Annotated in this window: 18 protein-coding genes; 10 read left to right on the top strand and 8 right to left on the bottom strand. The window is 62.5% G+C overall.

The genetic code is table 11. From position 1 onward, the window contains the following. Positions 1 to 56: 56 nt before the first annotated feature. Positions 57 to 1853, bottom strand: coding sequence for a cation:proton antiporter domain-containing protein (locus GRI65_RS10020; protein WP_160756347.1), 1797 nt, complete (start codon positions 1851 to 1853; stop codon positions 57 to 59). A gap of 148 nt (positions 1854 to 2001) precedes the next feature. Here GRI65_RS10020 and GRI65_RS10015 point away from each other — a divergent pair, with 148 nt between their 5' ends. From GRI65_RS10015 to groL, 3 genes are all read left to right on the top strand, one after another. After that, the gene (locus GRI65_RS10015; protein WP_160756346.1) at positions 2002 to 3387 is read left to right on the top strand and encodes an MATE family efflux transporter; all 1386 of its coding nucleotides are present in this window, start codon (positions 2002 to 2004) and stop codon (positions 3385 to 3387) included. Between the two features lie 154 nt (positions 3388 to 3541). Beyond that, positions 3542 to 3829 (top strand): co-chaperone GroES, encoded by a 288-nt coding sequence (gene groES / locus GRI65_RS10010; protein WP_160756345.1) that lies wholly within the window; start codon positions 3542 to 3544, stop codon positions 3827 to 3829. Between the two features lie 51 nt (positions 3830 to 3880). Then, on the top strand, positions 3881 to 5536 hold the full coding sequence (gene groL / locus GRI65_RS10005; protein WP_160756344.1) for a chaperonin GroEL: 1656 nt from the start codon (positions 3881 to 3883) through the stop codon (positions 5534 to 5536). Between the two features lie 105 nt (positions 5537 to 5641). Here the strand turns inward: groL and GRI65_RS10000 are convergent, their stop codons facing one another. Both GRI65_RS10000 and GRI65_RS09995 read right to left on the bottom strand, forming a co-directional pair. Next, positions 5642 to 7918, bottom strand: a complete 2277-nt coding sequence (locus tag GRI65_RS10000) for a DUF305 domain-containing protein (protein ID WP_160756343.1) — start codon at positions 7916 to 7918, stop codon at positions 5642 to 5644. A 90-nt stretch (positions 7919 to 8008) separates the two neighbouring features. After that, entirely contained in the window at positions 8009 to 8806 is a 798-nt protein-coding gene (locus tag GRI65_RS09995; RefSeq protein WP_160756342.1) for a sterol desaturase family protein, read from the bottom strand. Between the two features lie 52 nt (positions 8807 to 8858). On the opposite strand from GRI65_RS09995, the gene GRI65_RS09990 reads away from it, so the two are divergent. Then, on the top strand, positions 8859 to 9437 hold the full coding sequence (locus GRI65_RS09990) for a TIGR04282 family arsenosugar biosynthesis glycosyltransferase (protein WP_160756341.1): 579 nt from the start codon (positions 8859 to 8861) through the stop codon (positions 9435 to 9437). Continuing rightward, complete coding sequence (locus GRI65_RS09985; RefSeq protein ID WP_332872634.1) at positions 9434 to 10159, top strand: glycosyltransferase; 726 nt, start codon at positions 9434 to 9436, stop codon at positions 10157 to 10159. The genes GRI65_RS09990 and GRI65_RS09985 overlap by 4 nt, the downstream gene beginning before the upstream one ends. Here GRI65_RS09985 and GRI65_RS09980 read toward each other — a convergent pair. Next, on the bottom strand, positions 10125 to 11180 hold the full coding sequence (locus GRI65_RS09980; protein ID WP_160756340.1) for an SDR family oxidoreductase: 1056 nt from the start codon (positions 11178 to 11180) through the stop codon (positions 10125 to 10127). The two genes, GRI65_RS09985 and GRI65_RS09980, sit on opposite strands and share 35 nt — an antisense overlap. Continuing rightward, the gene (locus GRI65_RS09975; RefSeq protein ID WP_160756339.1) at positions 11174 to 12229 is read right to left on the bottom strand and encodes a methyltransferase domain-containing protein; all 1056 of its coding nucleotides are present in this window, start codon (positions 12227 to 12229) and stop codon (positions 11174 to 11176) included. The genes GRI65_RS09980 and GRI65_RS09975 overlap by 7 nt, the downstream gene beginning before the upstream one ends. A gap of 129 nt (positions 12230 to 12358) precedes the next feature. Here GRI65_RS09975 and GRI65_RS09970 point away from each other — a divergent pair, with 129 nt between their 5' ends. Further along, positions 12359 to 13777, top strand: a complete 1419-nt coding sequence (locus tag GRI65_RS09970) for a dihydrolipoyl dehydrogenase family protein (protein WP_160756338.1) — start codon at positions 12359 to 12361, stop codon at positions 13775 to 13777. Beyond that, positions 13774 to 14769, top strand: coding sequence for a radical SAM protein (locus GRI65_RS09965; protein ID WP_232844033.1), 996 nt, complete (start codon positions 13774 to 13776; stop codon positions 14767 to 14769). Before GRI65_RS09970 ends, GRI65_RS09965 begins: the two co-directional genes overlap by 4 nt. 11 nt (positions 14770 to 14780) lie before the next feature. Here the strand turns inward: GRI65_RS09965 and mtnP are convergent, their stop codons facing one another. Continuing rightward, the gene (mtnP, locus tag GRI65_RS09960) at positions 14781 to 15647 is read right to left on the bottom strand and encodes an S-methyl-5'-thioadenosine phosphorylase (RefSeq protein WP_160756336.1); all 867 of its coding nucleotides are present in this window, start codon (positions 15645 to 15647) and stop codon (positions 14781 to 14783) included. Positions 15648 to 15727: 80 nt separating this feature from the next. On the opposite strand from mtnP, the gene GRI65_RS09955 reads away from it, so the two are divergent. Both GRI65_RS09955 and GRI65_RS09950 read left to right on the top strand, forming a co-directional pair. After that, complete coding sequence (locus GRI65_RS09955) at positions 15728 to 16135, top strand: baeRF12 domain-containing protein (RefSeq protein WP_160756335.1); 408 nt, start codon at positions 15728 to 15730, stop codon at positions 16133 to 16135. A 108-nt stretch (positions 16136 to 16243) separates the two neighbouring features. Next, positions 16244 to 17272, top strand: coding sequence for a serine hydrolase (locus tag GRI65_RS09950; RefSeq protein ID WP_160756334.1), 1029 nt, complete (start codon positions 16244 to 16246; stop codon positions 17270 to 17272). 102 nt (positions 17273 to 17374) lie between these two features. On the opposite strand, the gene GRI65_RS09945 is transcribed toward GRI65_RS09950, so the two are convergent. Further along, complete coding sequence (locus GRI65_RS09945; RefSeq protein ID WP_160756333.1) at positions 17375 to 17626, bottom strand: hypothetical protein; 252 nt, start codon at positions 17624 to 17626, stop codon at positions 17375 to 17377. A gap of 35 nt (positions 17627 to 17661) precedes the next feature. Beyond that, positions 17662 to 17931 (bottom strand): hypothetical protein, encoded by a 270-nt coding sequence (locus GRI65_RS09940; RefSeq protein ID WP_160756332.1) that lies wholly within the window; start codon positions 17929 to 17931, stop codon positions 17662 to 17664. Positions 17932 to 18222: 291 nt separating this feature from the next. Here GRI65_RS09940 and polA point away from each other — a divergent pair, with 291 nt between their 5' ends. Beyond that, positions 18223 to 21072 (top strand): DNA polymerase I, encoded by a 2850-nt coding sequence (polA, locus tag GRI65_RS09935; protein WP_160756331.1) that lies wholly within the window; start codon positions 18223 to 18225, stop codon positions 21070 to 21072. Positions 21073 to 21125 lie beyond the last annotated feature (53 nt).

Below are 21125 nucleotides of genomic sequence, written 5' to 3'. Positions count from 1 at the left end.
GATGGAAGGGCGGCACTCGCAAGGGTGTCGCCCTTTTCCGTGTCTGGTGCGGGCGTCTATCCGGCTTCGTCGCGGCCCATCGCTTCGGAATCCGCGGCTTGCTGGGTGAAGATCATGTCCTTCGCGGCGCGAAGGTCGCCGGCATCGGTCTGCATTTTGAGGCGCTCCTGATCCCTCTCGCGGTAAATGCTCTCCGCCCTGTCGATCTCGGTCAGGCTGACCCCGAGGCCGTCCAGCGCCGCGCGGCCCATTGCCACCGCCGATTCCATCACTTCACGCACGGAATGGTCGATCGGCGCATCGCTCAGCTTGATCAGGGTCCGCCGGTCGAACGCCCGGACATAGATCCCTGCGCCGGGGAACGCTTCCTTCACGCCGTGCAGCAATTCGGGCTCGAGCTGGTCCCGGTCGATAGCGAAGACAATCAGATTAGCCTCGCCCGCCCCAGCCTGTCGCAGCAAGTCCAGCCGGGTCCCGTCGCCGTAATAGACTTTGGAGCCGAATTCCTGCGCCACATCGATCTGTTCGACATCGCTGTCGACCAGCGTCACGCGTACCCCGGCAGCCACCAGCAATTGCGCCACCGTCTGTCCGAACCGGCCGAAGCCGATCACCAGCGCACCGGCCCCGTCATTGCGGCCGCGCGAACTCGGTCCTTCCCGCTTGCTGCCTTTGCTGGCGGGTTGCCGCATCCGGCTCGCCGCCATCATCAGGAACGGGGTGGTCGCCATCGACAGGGTCACGATGGCGCCGAACAGGCTGGCGACTTCGCTGGAGATCAGCCCGCCCTCCCGCGCCTGGGTGAACAGTACGAAACCGAATTCACCGCCCTGGCTGAGCAGCAGGCCCAGCGCCAGCGCGCTTCGCCATGCCATGCCCACCGCCAAGCCGATGCCGAGAATGATTGCGCTCTTCACGGCAATCAGGGCGACCGCCATCATGATGACGAACAAAGGATTTTCCGCAATCGCGTTCAGATCGAGCATCATCCCCACCGCCAGGAAGAACAGCCCCAAAAGGATCGATCGGAACGGCTCGATATCGGCTTCCAGTTCGTGGCGATAGGGAGTGCTCGCCAACATGACCCCGGCAATGAACGCCCCAAGCGCGGTCGAAAGTCCCAGCCATTCCATGACCCATGCCGACCCCAGCACGGTGAACAGGCCGGCGACGACGAACATCTCGCGTTCGTTGAGATGGCCGATGAGCCGGAACAGTGGCCGCAGCACAAATCGGCCCGCGGCGATCAGTCCGCCGATCGTCGCCAGCGTGACCAGCGCCAGCTGCCAGCCCGGCATCCCCGCTTCCGCACCCGCACCGGCTTGGTCGGCGCTCATGGCCGCCACGATGGTGATCAGCGGGATTATCGACAGGTCCTGGAACAGCAGGATCGCGAAGGCGCGTTCGCCGAACGGAGTGCGGAGCCGACCGGAACTTTGCAGCATCGGCAGCACCTGCGCGGTGGAGGACAGTCCCAGCGGCAGGCCGATCGCAAGTGCCGCCGCCAGCGGATAACTCGCCGCAAAATAGATCACGGCCGAGACTGCCAGTCCGCAGGCTGCAACCTGCGCGAAGCCCAGTCCGAAAATCGCGGTCTTCATTCGCCATAACCGGCTGGGATCAAGCTCCAGCCCGACCACGAACAAAAGCATCACGATGCCCAGTTCGGCTATGTGGATCATCTGTTCGGCATCGCCGACCAAGCCAAGGACCTGCGGACCGACAACCGCGCCCGCCACCAGGTAACCCAGTGTCGCGCCGAGGCCGAAGCGCCGGAACAAAAGTACGAAAGCCAATGCGAAGCCCAGGAGCAGAACCCCGTCCCGCAGCATCGATGCGCCTTCATGTTCCATCAGCGTCTTCGTCCCTGCCGTATTCCTGCCCGATGGCCTAGCCGCAGCACGGTGCGAGTGAAAGGGGCAACACTTGCCGCGAGGAAGTTGCCGCAGATCACGCGGCGGCTTTTCGCGCGCGTCCGGCTCGCCTATCCGGAGCGGCTTTATGCCGCCTACAGCCACTCTCTCGCCGCCCGCCGGCCCATGGCGCACCGAATTTTCGGCGACGATGAAGCTTGCCTGGCCGCTGGCTGCGGCCAATTTGCTGCAGATGCTGGTCCATGCGGTCGATGTCATTTTCGTGGCGCGACTGGGGGAGCAGGAACTTGCAGCTTCGAGCCTCGCCATCGCGCTGTTCGGCCTGATCCTGTGGGGGCTGTCCGGCCTGACCGGGGCCGTTGCACCCCTGATCGCGGCAGAACTCGGCCGCCGCCGCCATGCGGTGCGGGAGGTTCGCCGCAGCGTGCGCATGGGCCTGTGGCTCGCCGTCCTGGTCGGGGCTCTCGGCATGATCGCCTGCCTCGGCGGGGAGCGGTTGATGCTGCTGACCGGACAGGACCCGAAGATCGCCGCCATGTCGGGCGACTTTCTGCAGATCATCATCTGGGCGATGATCCCGATGGTCCTCTCGAACGTGCTGCGGATCTTCGTTTCGGCGCTCGACCGGCCGATCTTCGCGACGATGATCATCGCCTCGGCCATCGGGGTCAGCGTACTCGCGAACTGGGTGCTGGTGTTCGGCAATCTGGGGGCGCCTGCGCTCGGGCTCGAAGGATCGGCGCTGGCCAGCGTGTTCACCTCCCTGTTCATTCTCGCGGCTTATGTCGCTGCGATCGGGTGGGACCGGAGGCTGCGGCGCTACCGGATCTTGGGTAATTGGTGGCGCACCGAATGGGGCCGGATGAAGGATATCATCCGCATTGGCACGCCGATCATGTTCACCATTTTCGCGGAGGCCGGGCTGTTCAGTGGGGCCGCGTTCCTGATGGGCCGGATCGGGCCTTCGGAACTGGCCGGGCATACGATCGCGCTGCAGGTTGCCGCGCTGGCGTTCCAGATACCGTTCGGCATCGGACAAGCCGCTACGATCCGGGTCGGATATCATTTCGGTGCGGGCGATACCGCGGCGATCGCGCGGGCCGGCTGGATCGCGCTCGCCATCGCGGTCGCGTTCAGCATGGTCACGGCGTCGATCATGCTTTTCGCACCGCTCACCGTCCTGTCGATCTATGTCGACGTCAACGCTGCCGGGAATTCGGCGATGGTCGGCTTTGCGGTGCAATACCTGCTGCTCGCGGCGATCTTCCAACTGGTCGACGCGGTTCAGGCGGTGTCCGCAGGCAATCTGCGCGGGTTGCAGGATACACGGGTGCCCATGGTCATTGCGGTGTTCAGCTACTGGGCTGCCGGTTTCAGCATCTCGATCTGGCTGGGTCTCAATTCCCCGCTCGCCGGTGTCGGGGTGTGGATCGGACTTGCGGCGGGCCTGCTGGTGGCGGCCATCCTGCTGACATGGCGCTGGGCGCAGCGCGGCCGCTTCGGACTGGTCTGAGCGCAGCGGCGCTTGGTCGCGGATCCGGAAAAATTATCCGGCGCGCCCGTTGACTCCGACTGGCGGCATCCACATATGCGCTCTCGTTGGCACTCTCATACCGGGAGTGCCAATCGACAAATATTCACTCATCTTGAAAGAAGAGGTCAACGATATGGCATTTCGCCCCCTGCACGACCGCGTTCTTGTTCGTCGGATTGAAGCCGAAGAAAAGACCGCTGGCGGCATCATCATCCCGGATAGTGCCAAGGAAAAACCCAGCGAAGGCGAAATCGTCTCCGTCGGCACTGGCACCAAGGCCGAAGATGGCAAGATCACTCCGCTCGATGTCAAAGCTGGCGACCGCGTGTTGTTCGGCAAATGGTCGGGCACCGAGGTCAAGCTCGACGGCGAAGATCTGCTGATCATGAAGGAAAGCGACATCATGGGGATCATCGGCTGAGCCGACGGACCCTTCGCTTTCCCCGTCTAACCCAATCAAAGGAATTTTATCATGGCAGCCAAGGACGTAAAGTTCTCGCGTGAAGCACGCGAAGGCATTCTGCGCGGCGTGGATATCCTCGCCAACGCAGTAAAAGTGACACTCGGCCCCAAGGGCCGCAACGTGGTTATCGACAAGAGCTACGGCGCACCGCGCATCACCAAGGACGGCGTTACCGTCGCCAAGGAAATCGAACTGAAGGACAAGTTCGAGAACATGGGCGCGCAGATGCTCAAGGAAGTTGCGTCGAAGACCAACGACCTCGCCGGTGACGGCACCACCACCGCCACCGTACTGGGCCAGGCGATCGTGCGCGAAGGCATGAAGTCGGTCGCAGCGGGCATGAACCCGATGGACCTCAAGCGCGGCATCGATCTCGCCGTGTCCAAGGTTGTCGAAAACCTGGTTGCGCGTTCGAAGGACGTGGCCGGTTCGTCCGAAATCGCCCAGGTCGGGATCATTTCCGCCAACGGCGACCGTGAAGTCGGCGAGAAGATTGCCGAAGCCATGGAAAAGGTCGGCAAGGAAGGCGTGATCACCGTCGAAGAAGCCAAGGGCCTCGAATTCGAGCTCGACGTTGTCGAAGGCATGCAGTTCGACCGCGGTTATCTGTCGCCTTACTTCATCACCAACCCCGACAAGATGACGGTCGAGCTTGAGAACCCCTATGTTCTCATCCACGAAAAGAAGCTGTCGAACCTGCAGGCAATGCTGCCGATCCTCGAAGCCGTGGTCCAGAGCGGACGTCCGCTGCTGATCATCGCCGAAGACATCGAAGGCGAAGCGCTGGCTACCCTGGTGGTCAACAAGCTGCGCGGCGGGCTCAAGATTGCGGCCGTCAAGGCACCTGGTTTCGGCGATCGCCGCAAGGCCATGCTGCAGGACATCGCGATCCTGACCAAGGGCGAGATGATTTCCGAAGACCTCGGCATCAAGCTTGAAACCGTCACCCTGGGCATGCTCGGCGAAGCCAAGCGCGTGTCGATCGACAAGGACAACACGACCATCGTCGATGGCGCCGGTTCGGCCGAAGACATCAAGTCGCGCGTGGGTGAAATCAAGGCCCAGATCGAATCGACCACCAGCGATTACGACAAGGAAAAGCTGCAAGAACGTCTCGCGAAGCTTGCTGGCGGCGTTGCCGTGATCAAGGTTGGCGGCGCGTCGGAAGTCGAAGTGAAGGAACGCAAGGACCGTGTCGACGATGCGCTGCACGCAACCCGCGCAGCCGTCGAAGAAGGCATCGTCCCCGGCGGCGGTACCGCGCTGCTTTACGCCACCAAGGCTCTCGAAGGCCTGAAGGGCGCGAACGACGACCAGACCCGCGGAATCGACATCGTGCGCAAGGCGATCCTGTCGCCAATCCGCCAGATTGCTGAAAACGCTGGACATGACGGCGCTGTCATCACGGGCAATCTGCTCCGTGAAGGCGACGAAACCATGGGCTTCAACGCGGCAACCGATACCTACGAGAACCTCGTCAAGGCAGGCGTGATCGACCCGACCAAGGTCGTTCGTATTGCCCTGCAGGACGCAGCCTCGGTGGCCGGTCTGCTGATCACCACCGAAGCCGCGATCTCCGACGCACCGGAAGACAAGAACTCCGGCGGCGGCGGCATGCCCGATATGGGCGGCATGGGCGGCATGGGCGGAATGGGCGGCTTCTAAGCTTCCCACCCGCGCCGTAGCGCACACACACAAAGGCCCGGCGGAGCGATCCGCCGGGCCTTTTCTTTTGTGCGTGCCGCCACCTGAAGGCGCGGCGACTAAAACCTATCGGGCAGTCACCATGTCCGGCCATGTTACCGGATACTGCGTCTGCGGGTTGAAGGTGCTGCCTTGGTCAGCCGCTTCGGCTGCAGCGATTTCCTCCGCGGTCAGGAACTCGCTCGGCTCCAGCGCGAACACATCCAGCCCGCGTGCAATCTCCGTGGCGTAGATACGGCCCCGGTAATAATAGGCCGACCAGTATCCGCCCATCGCCATCTGCTCGTCGCTGATCGGGCCACGGTCGAAATAGGCGATTTCCTTCGGGTTTGCGCTGTCGGTGAAATCCATCACGGAAATGCCGCCCTGATACCACGCCTGCAGGAAGATATCGCGGCCCGGCACCGGAATGATCGAGCCATTGTGCGCGACGCAATTTTCCTTGTCCGACTGCGGCGCGGGCAATTTGTACAGGCTGCGGAAGGTCAGCTCCCCGTCCTTGATGTCATAGATCGCGTTCGCACCCCAGTTGCGCGGATCGGATGCCCGGCAGCGCGGACGGCCCCCGCCGCCCCATTCGTCGGTGAACACGACCTTGGTGCCGTCGTTGTTGAAGGTCGCGGAGTGCCAATAGGCGAAACCCTTGTCGACGACTTCGTCGATTCGCTTGGGCTTGAGCGGATTGGAAATGTCGAAGACGATCCCGTTGCCCGAACACGCGCCGGCGGCGATCTTCAAGGCAGGGAAGACCGTGATATCGTGGCACTGGTCCGTGCGGTTGGTATCCTGCGTATCGTCGCCGTGATCTCCACCCTGCCACAGCCCGGCGAGGCGCCCCGTTTCGGGATCGGCGAACACTGTCGGACTGTCGACGATCCGCGCTGCCGCCGGGTTGGCCACCGGAATTTCGATCACGTCGATCCGGAACAAGGCGGTGCGGTCATCGCCCGGCACTTCACCAATGCACCCGGCCAGTTCTTCCTCGTCGCGCACACGGCTGGTGCCGGAATTATAGACCACGATCGATTTCGCGTCTTGCGACACGACCGAATGCGTGTGCGATCCGCGGCACGTCTGCACCTGGCCGACCTGGACCGGGCGTGCGAGGTCGCTGATGTCGAAGATCCGGAGACCGCGGAACCGTTCCGCGCTGACGTCGCCAGTAACTCCCTGCAACCCGCAGTCGACGCGGCCGCGGGTCTGTTCGACCGACATGATCAGCAGATCGCCGACCACGGACACATCGCCCTGGCCTCCCGGGCAAACTACCGAACTGACCAATCCGGGCACCCCGTCTTCGCCCAACTTGTAGATGTTGAAACCGTGATAATTGCCGGCCACCAGCGTATCGCCGGAAAATGCCATGTCGGTGTTGGCGAAATTCAACAGCGGAGACCGTTCGCTGAACTGGGTCTTGGTTTCCTCGGCTGCGCGAGTGCCCGGCTTTTCGGCCCCTTCCGCCGCATCGGCGACTACGGCATCGGCTGCGAGCTCCGCGGGCGTTTCCCCATCCTTGACGACGTTCTCGCCGGCATCCTTCTTTGGCTTTGGCAAAGCCAGACCAGCCGGGTTCTTGGGATCGAAAAAGCCAGCCGGTTTGGGCAGCGCTGCCAGCAGGCGCATGCCGCTGATCGCTTCGCCCGCATCACGGAAACCGGCGGCGAGGCCCGCGCGTGGATCGTCCGAAAGGCTGGCGAGCAATGCGTTCATCCGCTCGATCTCGGCCTTCTGGTCGGTGTTCACGTCGTTGGTGAACTCGAACATCACCGGATCATAGGCTGCCCCCGGCTGCTCGAGCAGGACCTTGACCATTTCGAGGGCGCCCTCGTGATGTTTGATCATCAGTTCGAGGAACAATCGGTCGAATTCGCCGCCACTCGCCGCCGCCAGCCGGGCCATGTCCTCGGCAGACGCCATTCCGGCCATGGCCTGCGTACCATGCCCCATCGCGGAATGGTCCATTCCCGGCGAGGTTGCGGGCTGCCCACGCTGGCCGAGCCAAGTGGTCATGAATTCCATTTCGTCGGCCTGCGAAGCGTCGATCCGGCCCGCCACCGCGACGATTTCTTCCTGGTTCGTCCGGTCCTTGACCAGCGCTGCCATCTCCACTGCCTGCCGATGATGGGCGATCATGTGTTGCATGAAACGGACATCAGCGGGCGAGAAGCTCGTGTCCGCCAGGGCAACCGCCTGATCCACGTCGATCTGCCGCGTCGCCTGCCCCGGCGCACCGGGCTGGACAATCTGCACATCCTGCGCGGCGGTTATCGTGGCGGAGGACAGCAGGACTGCCATGATTGAATGGCGCGCCAATCGGCGCGATGTGAACGATGGTGTGTGCATGTAAGATCGACCCTGTATTGAAATTCACCCAGTCCTGCATGGGCACTGAAATGCGCAAGTCCGTCAATAGCGTAGTGCGACCCCCGCCGATTACATTGTGCGTTTGGTCGAGGGGAACGGCTGGAACGGAGCGGCAAGCGAACTTTCGAGCCCTTCGTCCTGTTCCGCCGCCGGATCGTCCACCCCGATCACTAGATCGGCCTGCGGGATATCCTGCCGGAACGTGCCGTGAAGCCGGTCCCAGAAACTGAAGCCGCTGGTCCAGTTACTGTCGCGTTCGTCTCGCACGTTGGAATGATGGATCCCGTGCATCTTCGGGGTCGTCAGCACCGCCGACAGCCGTTCGTCCCACCTGCCTGGCAGCCGAAGGTTGGCGTGGTGGAACAGGATCGAGAAATTGAAGAATTGCCGCCATAGCGCGAGGCTCTTCGGGCTGGCCCCGGACAGCCGTACCTGCACCAGCCGCCAAGGCAGCGATACCAGCATGTCCGCCGCATGGAACCGCACCGCAGTGGACGCGTCCATGTCCGGATCGAGGTGGTGCACGCGGTGGAACCGCCACAGAAACGGCACCTTGTGGGTGGCGACGTGCCAGAGGTAAAATCCGTAATCCATCGCCGCGATCCCGCCGATGACTCGCAGCGGACGGGGCAACTGGCGGGCGAAACCCCTGCCGTTCTGCAAGTTGGAACGGGCGATGCGTCTGGTCAGCGGCTCCTCGACAACCGCAATTACCGCCGCGCAGCTCGCCCCCATGGCAATGTTGCGCATCGTACGCGGACCCGTCTTGCGGACGCGCGCCCGTAGCGGGCGCTTGCGCTCGCCAATCACTATTGCAGCCACGACGGCAGCGGCAGCAAGGGCCATGACAAGACGCGTTCGAGACATCACCAATCCATGCCCTATGGCCCCGCGCCAGTCGAGCCGCTATCGCCGCTGCATGGCCGAGCCGCTCATTTCGATTTTCGCCCGCTGGCCCGAACCGGGCAAGGCCAAGACTCGCCTGATCCCAGCTTTCGGGGCGGACGGCGCAGCGGCGATCTACACCAAGCTGTTGGCCCATACGGTGGAAGTCGCCCGCGCCAGCGGCGTTCCCTTCGAACTGCGGGTTACCGGCGCCTCCCCGGAGGATTTTCGCGCGGGGCTTGGCGAGGACTTAAATATCGTAGAGCAGGGCGACGGCGACCTGAGTGCCCGTCTCGGCCGCGTACCAGCTCCCGCGATCGTCATCGGCAGCGATTGCCCGGGATTGACGCCAGCAATCCTGCGGGCCGCGCACGATACGCTGCAAACCGACCCGATGGTGATCGGTCCAGCGAGCGACGGCGGCTATTATCTGCTTGGCTACCGCGAGGACGCAGGTTTCGCATTCGAAGACATGGAGTGGAGTACTGAGCGCGTGTTCGAGGAAACCCTGCGCCGGTTTGCCGCGCGTGGCATCCGACCCGCGGTTCTGCCCGAACTGAGCGACATCGATACGCCGGAAGATTTGGCGCAGTGGCCGGAATTCCTTCCGTGAGCGGTGTTACCCTGGTCATCCCGGTACTGGACGAGGAACGCGCGCTGCCAGCGCTGTTCGTCGTAATCGCGGCGCTGGACCCGCAGCCAGCGGAAGTGATCGCCGTCGACGGCGGAAGCAGCGATGCGAGCCCGGCACTGCTCAAATCCAGCGGCTGGCGCGTGATCACCACCTCGCGGGGCCGCGCCATCCAGATCAACGCCGGCGTGGCCGCGGCGAGGACCGAAATGGTCTGCGTTCTCCATGCCGATACGGTGCCCCCGCACGACATGATCGCGGTGATCCAGACACAGCTCGCCGATCGGGATTTAGCTCTGGCAGGTTTCACGCCGCTAATCCGCGGGCCCGACAAGATCCGATGGTTCACCACGTTCCACAACTGGATCAAGACCTGGTACGCACCGCTGATTACCCGGCCGCATCTGTTCTTCCAGGGAGTGCGGCTACTGTTCGGCGACCATGCGATGTTCTTCCGCCGCAGCCAGTATCTCGCGGTGGGCGGATGCGATCCGGGCACGCCGGTAATGGAGGAAGCGGATTTGTGCATCAAGCTGGCGCGCCTCGGCAAGATCCGGCTGGTCCCGCGCTGGATCGAGACTTCGGACCGGCGGATCGCCGCTTGGGGACCGCTGAAGGCCAACTGGATCTACTTCAAGGTCGGGATCATGTGGGCATTTGGCGCGCGCGCTAGGCTCGAACGGCATTACCCGCATATTCGCTGACTGGTTCGCCGGTCAGGAAACCCACGTCGATGCAGTGCGTGATAAGACGGTGCAGGTATTCCGCACCGGTTGGCGGACACGTCCGGCCTGTGAGCGCCTGCGCTTGGCGGTCATCAAAATGCGGGTCGCGCTGGAAATAGCTCGCATAAAGGCCCGCCACCCGGCGGTAGAGGCGGCGTTCCAGCGGCGGCAGGCTGGTGGGGTCGAACAGATCCGACGAGACCAGTTCCGGTCGGTGAAACTGCGGGAACGCGGCAATCGCAGCCGTGAATTCGGTCACCGGGATCGGCTGGCCGGAAACAAGGTGAAAGGTGCCGCCATCCGCCTTGTTCATCTTGCCGGCAATGTTGGCTAGCGAACCTGCGACATGATCCACCGGCACGAAATCCAGCGTCGCCCCCTCGCGTGCCGGCATATGGCGGACATGGCCCTCGGCGATCAGCTTAAACGCTGCATAGGTGGTATCGAACTGCCGAATGACCCCGCTGATACTGTCCCCCACGACTATGCTCGGACGCGCGATGGCGAAGCGGGCCCCGCTTGCGCGGATCAGCCGTTCGGCCGCCGCCTTGGATTTTTCATAGCCATTCGCGAAGCCCGCATCCGGCAGCGGTTCTTTTTCCAGAATTGGCCCATCCCTGGTGCCGCAGACATAGGCGGTGCTGACATGCAGCAGGGGCATGTTCCCGGCGCGGGCGAATTCCGCTGCATTGGCCGCTCCGCCGATGTTCACCCGGGAATATTCCTCCTCCCCGAGGTCGAAGCGGACGGTGGCGGCGCAGTGGACCAGCAGGTCGCACGTCTTGGTAAGCCGATCGAACTGGCCCTTGCCCCATCCGAACAGCGGCAAGGAGACATCGCCGGTTATCACTTCATGTGGTGTGACCAAGCTGCCGTCGTTGGCGCGAATTTCTCGCGTCCGGTGCACCATGGCCGTGACGCGGTGGCCTGCCGCAACCAACCGCGCGGCTAGCTCCCCGCCGATCAATCCCGCGGCGCCGGTCAGCAGGATGTTCAGCAACAGCTTGTCGATGCGTCGGCGGGACCGATGGTGATGCTGGCGAAGGGGCTGTCGCTGCCGCAGCCGGGAAACACGCCGTAATGCTTCGAAAAATCACCGAAGAATTCGAAATGCGGAGCAAAGCGGGTGTCGGCCAGCATCTTCCAGCTGTTGCCGCAGATCGGGAACCTCCGCCCCGCTTCGATGCTGTGGTGACCGTCGAGTTCGAACGCCCGCTCCGAACCGGCAACCGTGCCCTTGTACCGGACTGCCTGCCCGTAATCCTCGCATTCCGGTTCCAGTCCGTCCAGCTTGAACAGCCGGTAGGTGGCGGAATTGAAGGTGATTCCGCCCAGCTTTTCCGCGATCGTCGCATCGCCGATCGCCAGCGGCCGGCTGGTAACCAGGCGCGGATCGGCGAACCCTGCCGCCTTCGCGAGCGCGTGGAAATCGCCCCAGTACAGCGCGCCCGACAGGCATTCGCCGTGCAGCACGGGATCGTCCAGCAATTCGGCGGGGACCCGGCGGTCGGCGTAGACATCGGAGAAATACAGCTCCCCTCCGGTCTTGAGCAGACGGTGCGCCGCGGAGAATACGGCGGCCTTGTCTGCCACCAGATTGATCACGCAGTTCGATACGATGACATCGTAGTGCCCCTCGGGCAGGCCCAGCGCGTCGAGATGTTCGATGTCGCCTTCCACAAAGGTCACGTTCGATCTGGCGTAACCGAATTTCTCGCGGTGCCATTCGAGATGCTGGTTCGCCACCGCGAGTTGCTCCGGAGTGGTGTCCACCCCGGTAACCGAACCGGTTTCGCCGACCAGCTGGCTCAGAATATAGGCATCCTGCCCGCTTCCCGATCCCAGATCGAGGATATGCGCGCCTTCGACCGCCTGCGGGACCACCAGGCCGCAGCCGTAATAACGTGCGCGAACTTCGGGGTGAACATTCATCATCGCGGTCATGATCGGCGGCGGCGGTGCTTCGGCGGTGCAGCACGCGTCGGTCTTGAGGTCCTCCGAGCCTTCGAGCACCTTGCCGTAATAATCACGGCTGTTTTCGATATTCATGTAACTTCCGGTCCCTGGAATGCGAAAGGTGGAGGCGAGCGCGCCAAAAATCTGCCAAGGGCTTGGCATAAACGCATTCGCTGTGCAGCACCTTTTCGTTACACTTCACCACCAACTTCGGGATCAGGCATGAAATTTACCCACGACGCAATCGTGATCGGCGGCGGTGCTGCCGGTTTGACCGCGGCCGGGGGATGCGCCCTGTTCGGCTTGAAGGTTGCCCTGATCGAGGCGCACAAGATGGGCGGCGAATGCCTCAACAACGGCTGCGTCCCTTCGAAAGCGCTCATCACCGCCGCCAAGCGCGCCCAGGAAGCCCGCCGCGGGGAATGGATGGGCGTCACCCTCGCGCCGCCGCAGGTTGCATGGGCCGGTGTCCACAAGCACATCCACGATGCAATCGCGCATATCGAACCGCACGATTCGCAGGAACGGTTCGAGGAAATGGGCTGCGAAGTGATCCGCGAGCGGGCGCGCATCACAGGGCGACATTCGGTCGCGGTGGGCGGCCGCACCCTGACCGCGCCGCGCATCGTGATCGCTACGGGTTCCAGGCCGACCATTCCTCCGATCAGCGGCCTCGATAACGTACCCTATCTGACCAACGAAAATTTGTTCGAGCTACGCGAACTTCCTGGCCATCTGGTGATTGTGGGCGGGGGCGTAATCGGGATGGAGATGGCCCAGAGCTTCCGGCGGCTCGGCAGCCAGGTTACGGTGATCAATCCGGGCCGGTTGATGGGCCGCGACGATCCCGAGGCGGTCGCCGTAGTCCAGGCCCGGTTGGAAGCCGAGAGCACCGCGTTCGTATTTGGGAAAGCCCAAAGTGTCAGCGGGTCCTTCGGCGCGATTACGCTGCAGGTGTCGGATGGTCCGGCAATCTCCGGGACGCATCTGCTGATCGCCGCCGGGCGGACAGCCAATATCTCCGGCCTGGGGCTTGAGGATGTAGGCATCGAGACGGGCGATAACGGCATTATCGTCGATGCGCGCCGCCGCACTTCGGTGAAGTCGATTTACGCCATCGGCGACTGCCGCGACGGACCGCGGCTGACCCATTTGTCGGGCCATGAAGGTTCCAATGTCGCGCTCGAGATAACGACCGGCCTGCCCACCAAGGTAAATTGGAAAGCGCTGCCGTGGTGCACCTATACCGACCCGGAAGTGGCGCAGGTCGGCATGACCGAAGCGGACGCCCGCAAGGAATTCGGCGACAAGGTAACCGTGGTAAAGGAAGGCTTCGACCACAACGAACGCGCGATTGCGGAGGATGCGACGGACGGCTTCCTGAAGCTCGTCCTCAAAGGCAAGAAGGTCCTTGGCGTCACCATCGTAGGCAAAAATGCGGGCGAATTGTTGCTGCCGTGGAGCCAGAGCATCACCGGCAAGAGTGGGACTTTCGACATGGGCAGCGCGATAATCTCCTACCCCACTCGCAGCGAAATCGCCAAGGCCGCAGCTTTTGCCGCATGGGAGCCGACCGTGTTCGGATCATTGCCGAAGAAATATGTCGCGGTGGTCGCCAAACTGCGCAGGGCCATGAATTGAGCGGCGCGCGCACCAATTCCCGCAACGCGCCTTCCGGCCCCTCACCCTTTCGGGTCGAGGCAGCCGCGTTACCGCGCGAAAAGTTCGCCGATCCGCGCTGGACTGCCAAGGGCGAAGCGCGCGGAACGGTGCCGATGGCCCGGCTTGAGACTCTCTGGTTCAACACCGGTACCCTGTGCAACCTCGCCTGCGCCACTTGCTACATCGAGAGCAGCCCGACGAACGATGCGCTGGTATATATCTCAGCCGACAGCGTAGCGGGCTATCTGGATGAGCTCGAAAATTCGGCCCTGCCGACCAGTGAAATCGGCTTTACCGGCGGCGAACCGTTCATGAACCCGCAGTTCCTGGCGATGCTCGAAGACACCTTGGATCGCGGCTTTGATGCGTTGGTGCTCAGCAACGCAATGAAGCCGATGCGCCGCCATGAAGCCCGCTTGCTGGCCTTGCTAGAGGAGCATGGCCGCCGGTTGACGATCCGCGTCAGTCTCGACCATCACACCCAGGCTGCGCATGAAGCCGAACGCGGCCCGCGCAGCTGGGAACCCGGGCTTGCTGGCCTGAAATGGCTGTCAGACCACGATTTCTCCGTCGCGGTGGCCGGCCGCCTGCTGCCCGGCGAAGGCATGGAAGCTGCCCGCGTGGGTTACGCGGCGCTGTTTGCCAGTGAAGGTATCGCGATCGACGCTGGCGATCCCGCGCGGCTGGTCCTGTTCCCCGAAATGGATGAGGCAGCCGATATCCCGGAGATCACGACCGATTGCTGGGACATACTGAGCAAATCTCCCGCGGACATCATGTGCGCGACTAGCCGTATGGTGGTGCACCGCAAAGGCGAACCGGGTCCGCGCGTCGCCGCCTGCACTCTCATCCCATTCGATCCGGGGTTCGATATGGGCGAAACACTGGCTGAAGCGTCGGGCGAGGTTGCCCTTAATCACCCCCACTGCGCACGATTCTGCGTCCTTGGCGGGGCAAGCTGTTCAGCGTGAGCAGCTACGTTCTAGAGCACCCTTCTCGCCACGGCATCCAGCTTCGCGAGCATCGCAGGATCGCGTGCATCCGGGGCGGTGATCAGCGCGTGATCGAGAACGGTGTCGAGCGGTGACGGGCTGCGCTTTTCCGGCAATCCGCGAACGAACGCTTCCACCGCCGCCCGGGCAACCGTGCCATTGGCGTTCATCTGCGCGATGACCTCGCTCACCTCGACAAAGGCGGCATCGTCACGCCAGCAATCGTAATCGGTCACCATGCCGATGAGCGCATAGGGCAGCTCCGCCTCGCGGGCGAGTTTGGCTTCGGGCATGGCGGTCATTCCGATCACATGGGCGCCCCACTGGCGGTAGAGGTCGCTTTCAGCCCGGCTGGAGAACTGCGGCCCTTCCATCGCCAGATAGGTCCCGCCCCGGGTCATGGAACCGCCCGCCTTCCGGACCGCCTTCCCCGCATAGTTGGACAACCGCTCGCACACCGGCTGGGCCATCGACACGTGGGCGACCATGCCGGTACCGAAAAAACTCGACGGCCTGTTCCTCGTCCGGTCGATGAACTGGTCGACAACCACGAATTGCCCGGGCGGCAGGTCTTCCCGAAGCGATCCGACGGACGAGATTGCGAGCAGGTCGGTGCAGCCCGCCCGCTTCAGCGCGTCGATATTGGCCCGGGTGTTGACCTCGGACGGGGGTATCCGGTGGCCCCGCCCGTGGCGCGGCAGGAAACGCAGCTGGACCGATCCAATACGGCCGCACAGGATTTCATCGGATGCATCGCCCCACGGCGTATCCACCCGGATCCACTGCGCGTCTTCAAGGGTGTCGATCTGGTAGAGACCTGAGCCTCCGATGATCCCGATGGTCCAATTGCTTTTCATGCCCGCTTCCTAATCCAAGGCCGATTGCCTGCAACAAATATCGTGTTCGGGAGTTGGATAAACGACAGGAGACAAAACTTATGAAACTGCCTCACAATTCCTACGTCGCAATCGTCGACGGCGAAAACTTCATCCTCATGCAAAACAAGGGTCAACCGTTCGAACCGTCGTTGGAACTGATCAGCAAGCCTAGCCTTGACTCGACCAATTTCAGTGCCGGTGTCCGCCATCAGGACGATGCCGGGCAGCAGAGCGGAAACACCGACCTCAACGAACTGGCCCATGGCGCCGCGGCCGCAGAGCGCCTCAACGAAATGGCGATCGCGGGCGACTTCGAACATATCGCGATCATCTCGGACCCCAAAATCCTTGGCGAAATGCGCCGACATTATCACACGGAACTGAAGAGCCGGTTAGTCGGAGAGATCGACAAGACTCTTGCTGGCGAGCCGACGGACAGAATCGAAAAGGCCATTTCCGCAGCCTGACGACATATTTGGTCGCGGATGGGACACATTTGAACAGGTTTTGCTTGTCGCCTTAGTTTTATCGGCCATTAATGGAATACTAACCTTGATGGGGGTAATTCGACGGGCATGATCTTACGACCCGGACTATTCAAATCCGTCGGCGCTGCGGTCGCTCTCTTGGGAGCGACCCTCGTGCCGGTGGGCGCCGCAAATGCGCAAGGGGTGAATTTCGAGGCAGCTTTCGACAGCACCTTCGGCACCAAGGCGCGGGCGCCGCAGGACTTCGCGGCGGTTTACGACAACCAGCTGGAGCGGAAGATCGCTCTCCTCGCCAACGGCGAGAAGGGTCGCATTGGTGTGGCCGCGATTGACCTCGCAACCGGCGCGCAGGTCTCGATCCTTGGGGACCAGCGCTTCCCGATGGCCAGCACCAGCAAGATTGCGATAGCCGCAACCTTCATGGAGGGTGTCGAGCAAGGCCGCTGGTCGTTGTCCAGCGAATTTCCGCTGCTCGTCCCCGTCCGTTCGGCAAAGTATTCCAGCCGGGTCGCTCCGGTCAAACGCGGTGCCCATCTACCGGCGTCAGAACTGGTTGAATTGATGATCACCCGCAGCAGTAATCCGGCCACGGATGCGCTGCTTGCCGTGATCGGCGGCCCCAAGGCGGTAAACGACTGGACGCGCCGCGCCGGGATCCGTGAGTTCCAGCTGGACCGGGATATCGCTACCCTGGTGCGCGACGATGGCGAATTCGATCCGGCGGCACATATCGACGAACGTGACAGCGCGTCCCCGCAAGCCATGATCGACCTGCTAGCGGGCCTGTATCAGGGCAAGTTCTTGTCCGATTCCAGCCGCCGTGTCATTCTTGGCGCGATGGAACGCTGCCGCACGGGCACCCGGCGGATTCCCGCCCTGCTGCCGTCAAATGCACAGGTGGCGCACAAGACAGGGTCGCTCAACAACACTTCCAGCGACATCGGGATTATCGAAGCGCCGGATGGCCGGGCGATTGCCGTGGCGATCTATGTGACCGGCCAGGGATCGCGCGGTGCCCGCGAGGCGCGCATCGCCGAAATCGCCCGTGCCCTGTATGAAGGTTATGCCAAGTCCGCTCCGCAAAACTGGGCCAACGCGGCGTATAACGGCGGCTGATTCCTTCGTCACCGGTCGGGTCCGTCCGCGTCAATTCCGTAACAAAGAAGGGCGGCACCTCGCGGTACCGCCCTCTTTTCATGTTCGAATGAAATTCGAAGATTAGTCAGCCTGAGCTTCTTCTTCGGTTTCGTTCTGCATGGCGGATTCTGCGTCTGCAGCAGTTTCGTCAGTTGCAACAGCAACGTCGGCAGCAGCGCCTTCGACGGTTTCGCCGGCAGCTTCAACATTTGCTTCTGCATCGGCCATGGCCGAATCAGCAGCAGCTTCGGTGGTTTCCTGAGTGCCTTCCGAACAAGCGGCGAGGGTCAGGGCAGCGCCAGCAGCAGCTGCAGCAATTACGAACTTACGCATAACAAAATTCCTAATTCAAAATTGTAGTCTGAGAATTACTCAGCAGCAGCTGGAGTTTCTTCAGCCATTGCGTCTTCTGCGGTAGCTGCAGCCGTATCGGCAGTCGCTTCGGCAGTTTCGGCAGTCGCGTCAGCAGCAGCTTCAACGTCGGTAGCAGCTGCATCAACGGCTTCGCCAGCAGCTTCCATGTTTGCTTCGGCATCGGCCATCGCGGAATCGGCTTCAGCTTCAGGAGCAGCTTCCGAACAAGCTACGAGGGTCAGAGCGGCGCCGGCAGCTGCGGCAGCAAGTACGAACTTACGCATGTTAAAATTCCTTAAACAGCGAGTGATATCGCATGCCCCATCGGAGTCATGCGTGAGGTCGGCCAAAGTCGGCGACTTCGAGGTGCTGAATAATGGCGATAATGTGACGGCGCAAGCGGATTTACTCAAATCTGCCACTTTTCTGCCTCAATTTCGCCAAGATTGGCTCAAATCCGCCATATTTCGGCAAACAACCTGTGGAAAACATTCGCGAGCAACACGCAGGGAAGCGCTATCAACCGGTGATTATGCAGGCTGACCTTACCCGAATCCGCTGCTAACAGCGACACCATGTCCGAAAAACAGCATCTCTATCTGGTCGATGGGTCCGCCTATATTTTCCGCGCCTATCACCGGCTGCCACCGCTTACCAATCCGACTGGCATACCGGTCGGCGCGGTCTACGGGTACACCACGATGCTGTGGAAGCTGGCGACCGATCTCGACACCGCCGTGGGCCCTACCCACCTCGCCGTCATCCTCGACAAATCGAGCCAGTCGTTCCGCAACGATATATACCCGGAATACAAGGCCAACCGGCCGCCCCCGCCGGAAGACCTCATTCCGCAATTCCCGTTGATCCGCGATGCCACCCGGGCGTTCAGCCTCGCTTGCATCGAGGAAGAAGGACTGGAGGCGGACGATTTGATTGCGTCCTATGCCCGGTCCGCCGCGTCACGCGGGTGGGACGTAACGATCGTTTCCTCCGACAAGGACCTGATGCAACTGGTCGGCGACCGCGACGGGGACACCGGCGCGATCGACATGCTCGACACGATGAAGAACTCCCGCATCGGGATGGCCGAGGTGGAGGAGAAATTCGGTGTCCTCCCCTCGCTGGTCGGCGACGTTCTCGCGCTGATGGGCGATTCCGTGGACAACATTCCGGGCGTTTACGGGGTCGGTCCGAAAACCGCGACGAAGCTGATCCAAGAACATGGCAGCCTGACCGGCGCGCTCGATGCGGCGGCGGCCATGAAAACCTCCAAGCTCAAGGAACGCCTGCTCGAACATCGGGCCATGGCCGAGCTTAGCCGGGTTCTCGTGACCTTGAAAGAAGACTGCGACCTGCCAATTCCGATCGAGGATTTCGCGCTCGACGGGGTCCCACCCGAGCCGCTGACCGAATTTCTCCAGACCCATGGTTTCACCAGCCTCCTGCGGCGGCTCGATTCGGGTCGGGGCAGCCCCGGCAGGGCCAACGACCTCAACCCGGCGAAGCAGGTTCACGCCGCCGCGGGTACCAATTCCGATGCGGAAGGCGGTAGCCGCCAGCAATTACCGGAATTGCCCGCCATCGATCGCAGCGCCTATGTTTGCGTGCAGGACATGGACATGCTTCGGCAGTGGATTGGCCGCGCGATGGCCTTGAGGGTTGTGGCCATCGATACCGAAACCAGCGCGCTGGATGCGATGCAGGCCGACCTGGTCGGCATCAGCCTTGGCCTGGGGGCTAACGATGCCTGCTATATCCCCTTCGCGCATGGCGGGCATGACCTGCTGTCCGACACCCCGCAGCAAGTTGACCGCGAGGAAGCGCTGGCTGCGCTGAAGCCGCTGCTGGAAAGCGATGCGGTGATCAAGGTTGGTCAGAACATCAAATACGATCTCAATATCCTCGCCCGCTACGGCGCGAAGGTATCTCCGGTCGACGACACGATGGTGATCAGCTTCGATCTCGACGCCGGGCGCTCGATGGACGGGATCGGCGGCGGCCACGGGATGGACGAATTGTCCCAGCGCCACCTTGGCCACACCACGCTCACGTTCAAGGACATCTGCGGGTCGGGGAAAAAGCTGATCCCATTCGGCCAGGTGCCGCTGGACCGGGCCACCGAATATGCCGCGGAAGATGCGGATGTCACCTGGCGCCTGTACCAGCATCTGAAGCCGCGGCTGGCGATCGAAGGCGGTACCCGGGTGTACGAGCGGGTCGACCGTCCGCTCATCGAGGTGGTTGCCGGAATGGAGCGCGAAGGAGTCAAGGTCGACCGCGCCAGTCTTGCGAAACTGTCAGAAGGTTTTGCGGTCGAAATCAGCAAGCTGGAACAGGATATCCATGCGCTGGCGGGCCGGGAGTTTACCATCGGTAGCCCCAAGCAACTGGGCGATGTGCTGTTCGACACTCTCGGTTACAAGGGCGGGCGCAAGGGCAAGTCCGGCCAGTATTCGACCGATCAGGCGATCCTCGAAAAACTTGCCGACCAAGGTGCACCGATCGCCAACAAGGTGCTCGAATATCGCCAGTTATCGAAGCTGAAATCGACCTACACCGACGCGCTGCAGGCGGCGATCAACCCGCGAACCGGGCGGGTCCATACAAGTTATTCGCTGGTCGGGGCGCAAACCGGGCGGCTGTCCTCGACCGATCCAAACCTGCAGAACATCCCCATTCGCACGGCCATCGGCCGGCAAATCCGCGAAAGTTTCGTAGCGGAACTGGGCAATGTCCTGCTGGCCGCCGACTACAGCCAGATCGAGCTGCGCCTCGCCGCGCACATGGCCGATGTGCCGACCCTCAAGGAGGCGTTTGCCGAGGGGCAGGACATTCACGCACGCACCGCTCAGGAAATGTTCGGCACCGTCGACCGGGATACGCGGGCGCAAGCCAAGACGATCAACTTCGCGATCCTCTACGGCATCTCGCGCTGGGGACTCGCGGGCCGGCTGGGGGTAGAGGCCGACGAGGCCCAGGCGATGATCGACACCTATTTCCAGCGTTTCCCCGGCATCCAGCGCTACATCGTCACGACACTGGAGAGCGTGCGGGAGCGCGGCTATTCCGAGACGCTGTTCGGGCGCAAGACATGGTTTCCGCGGATCAATTCGAAAAACCCGAACGAACGGCAGGGCAGCGAGCGGGCCGCGATCAACGCGCCGATCCAGGGCACCAGCGCGGATATCATCAAACGCGCCATGGTCCGGATGCTTCCGGCCCTTCGCGATGAAGGGCTTGGCAATGTGCGGATGCTGCTGCAGGTCCACGATGAACTGGTGTTCGAACTTCCCGAAGGCGACGTGGAGGCAGCCAAACCGGTGATCGAAGCGGTCATGGCTGGTGCCGCGTTGCCCGCTGTCGAGCTGGATGTCCCGCTGGGGATTGAGATTGGCAGCGGTCCGAGCTGGGGAGCAGCGCACTGAATACCGGGACCGCACCCTCCCCGCCGGGATCGGGCAACAGGATCACGGCGCGT

Source organism: Allopontixanthobacter sediminis (assembly GCF_009828115.1).
GTDB lineage: Bacteria > Pseudomonadota > Alphaproteobacteria > Sphingomonadales > Sphingomonadaceae > Allopontixanthobacter > Allopontixanthobacter sediminis.
The sequence above is the reverse complement of the archived record's forward strand: the minus strand, read 5'-3'. Positions and strand labels throughout refer to the sequence as shown.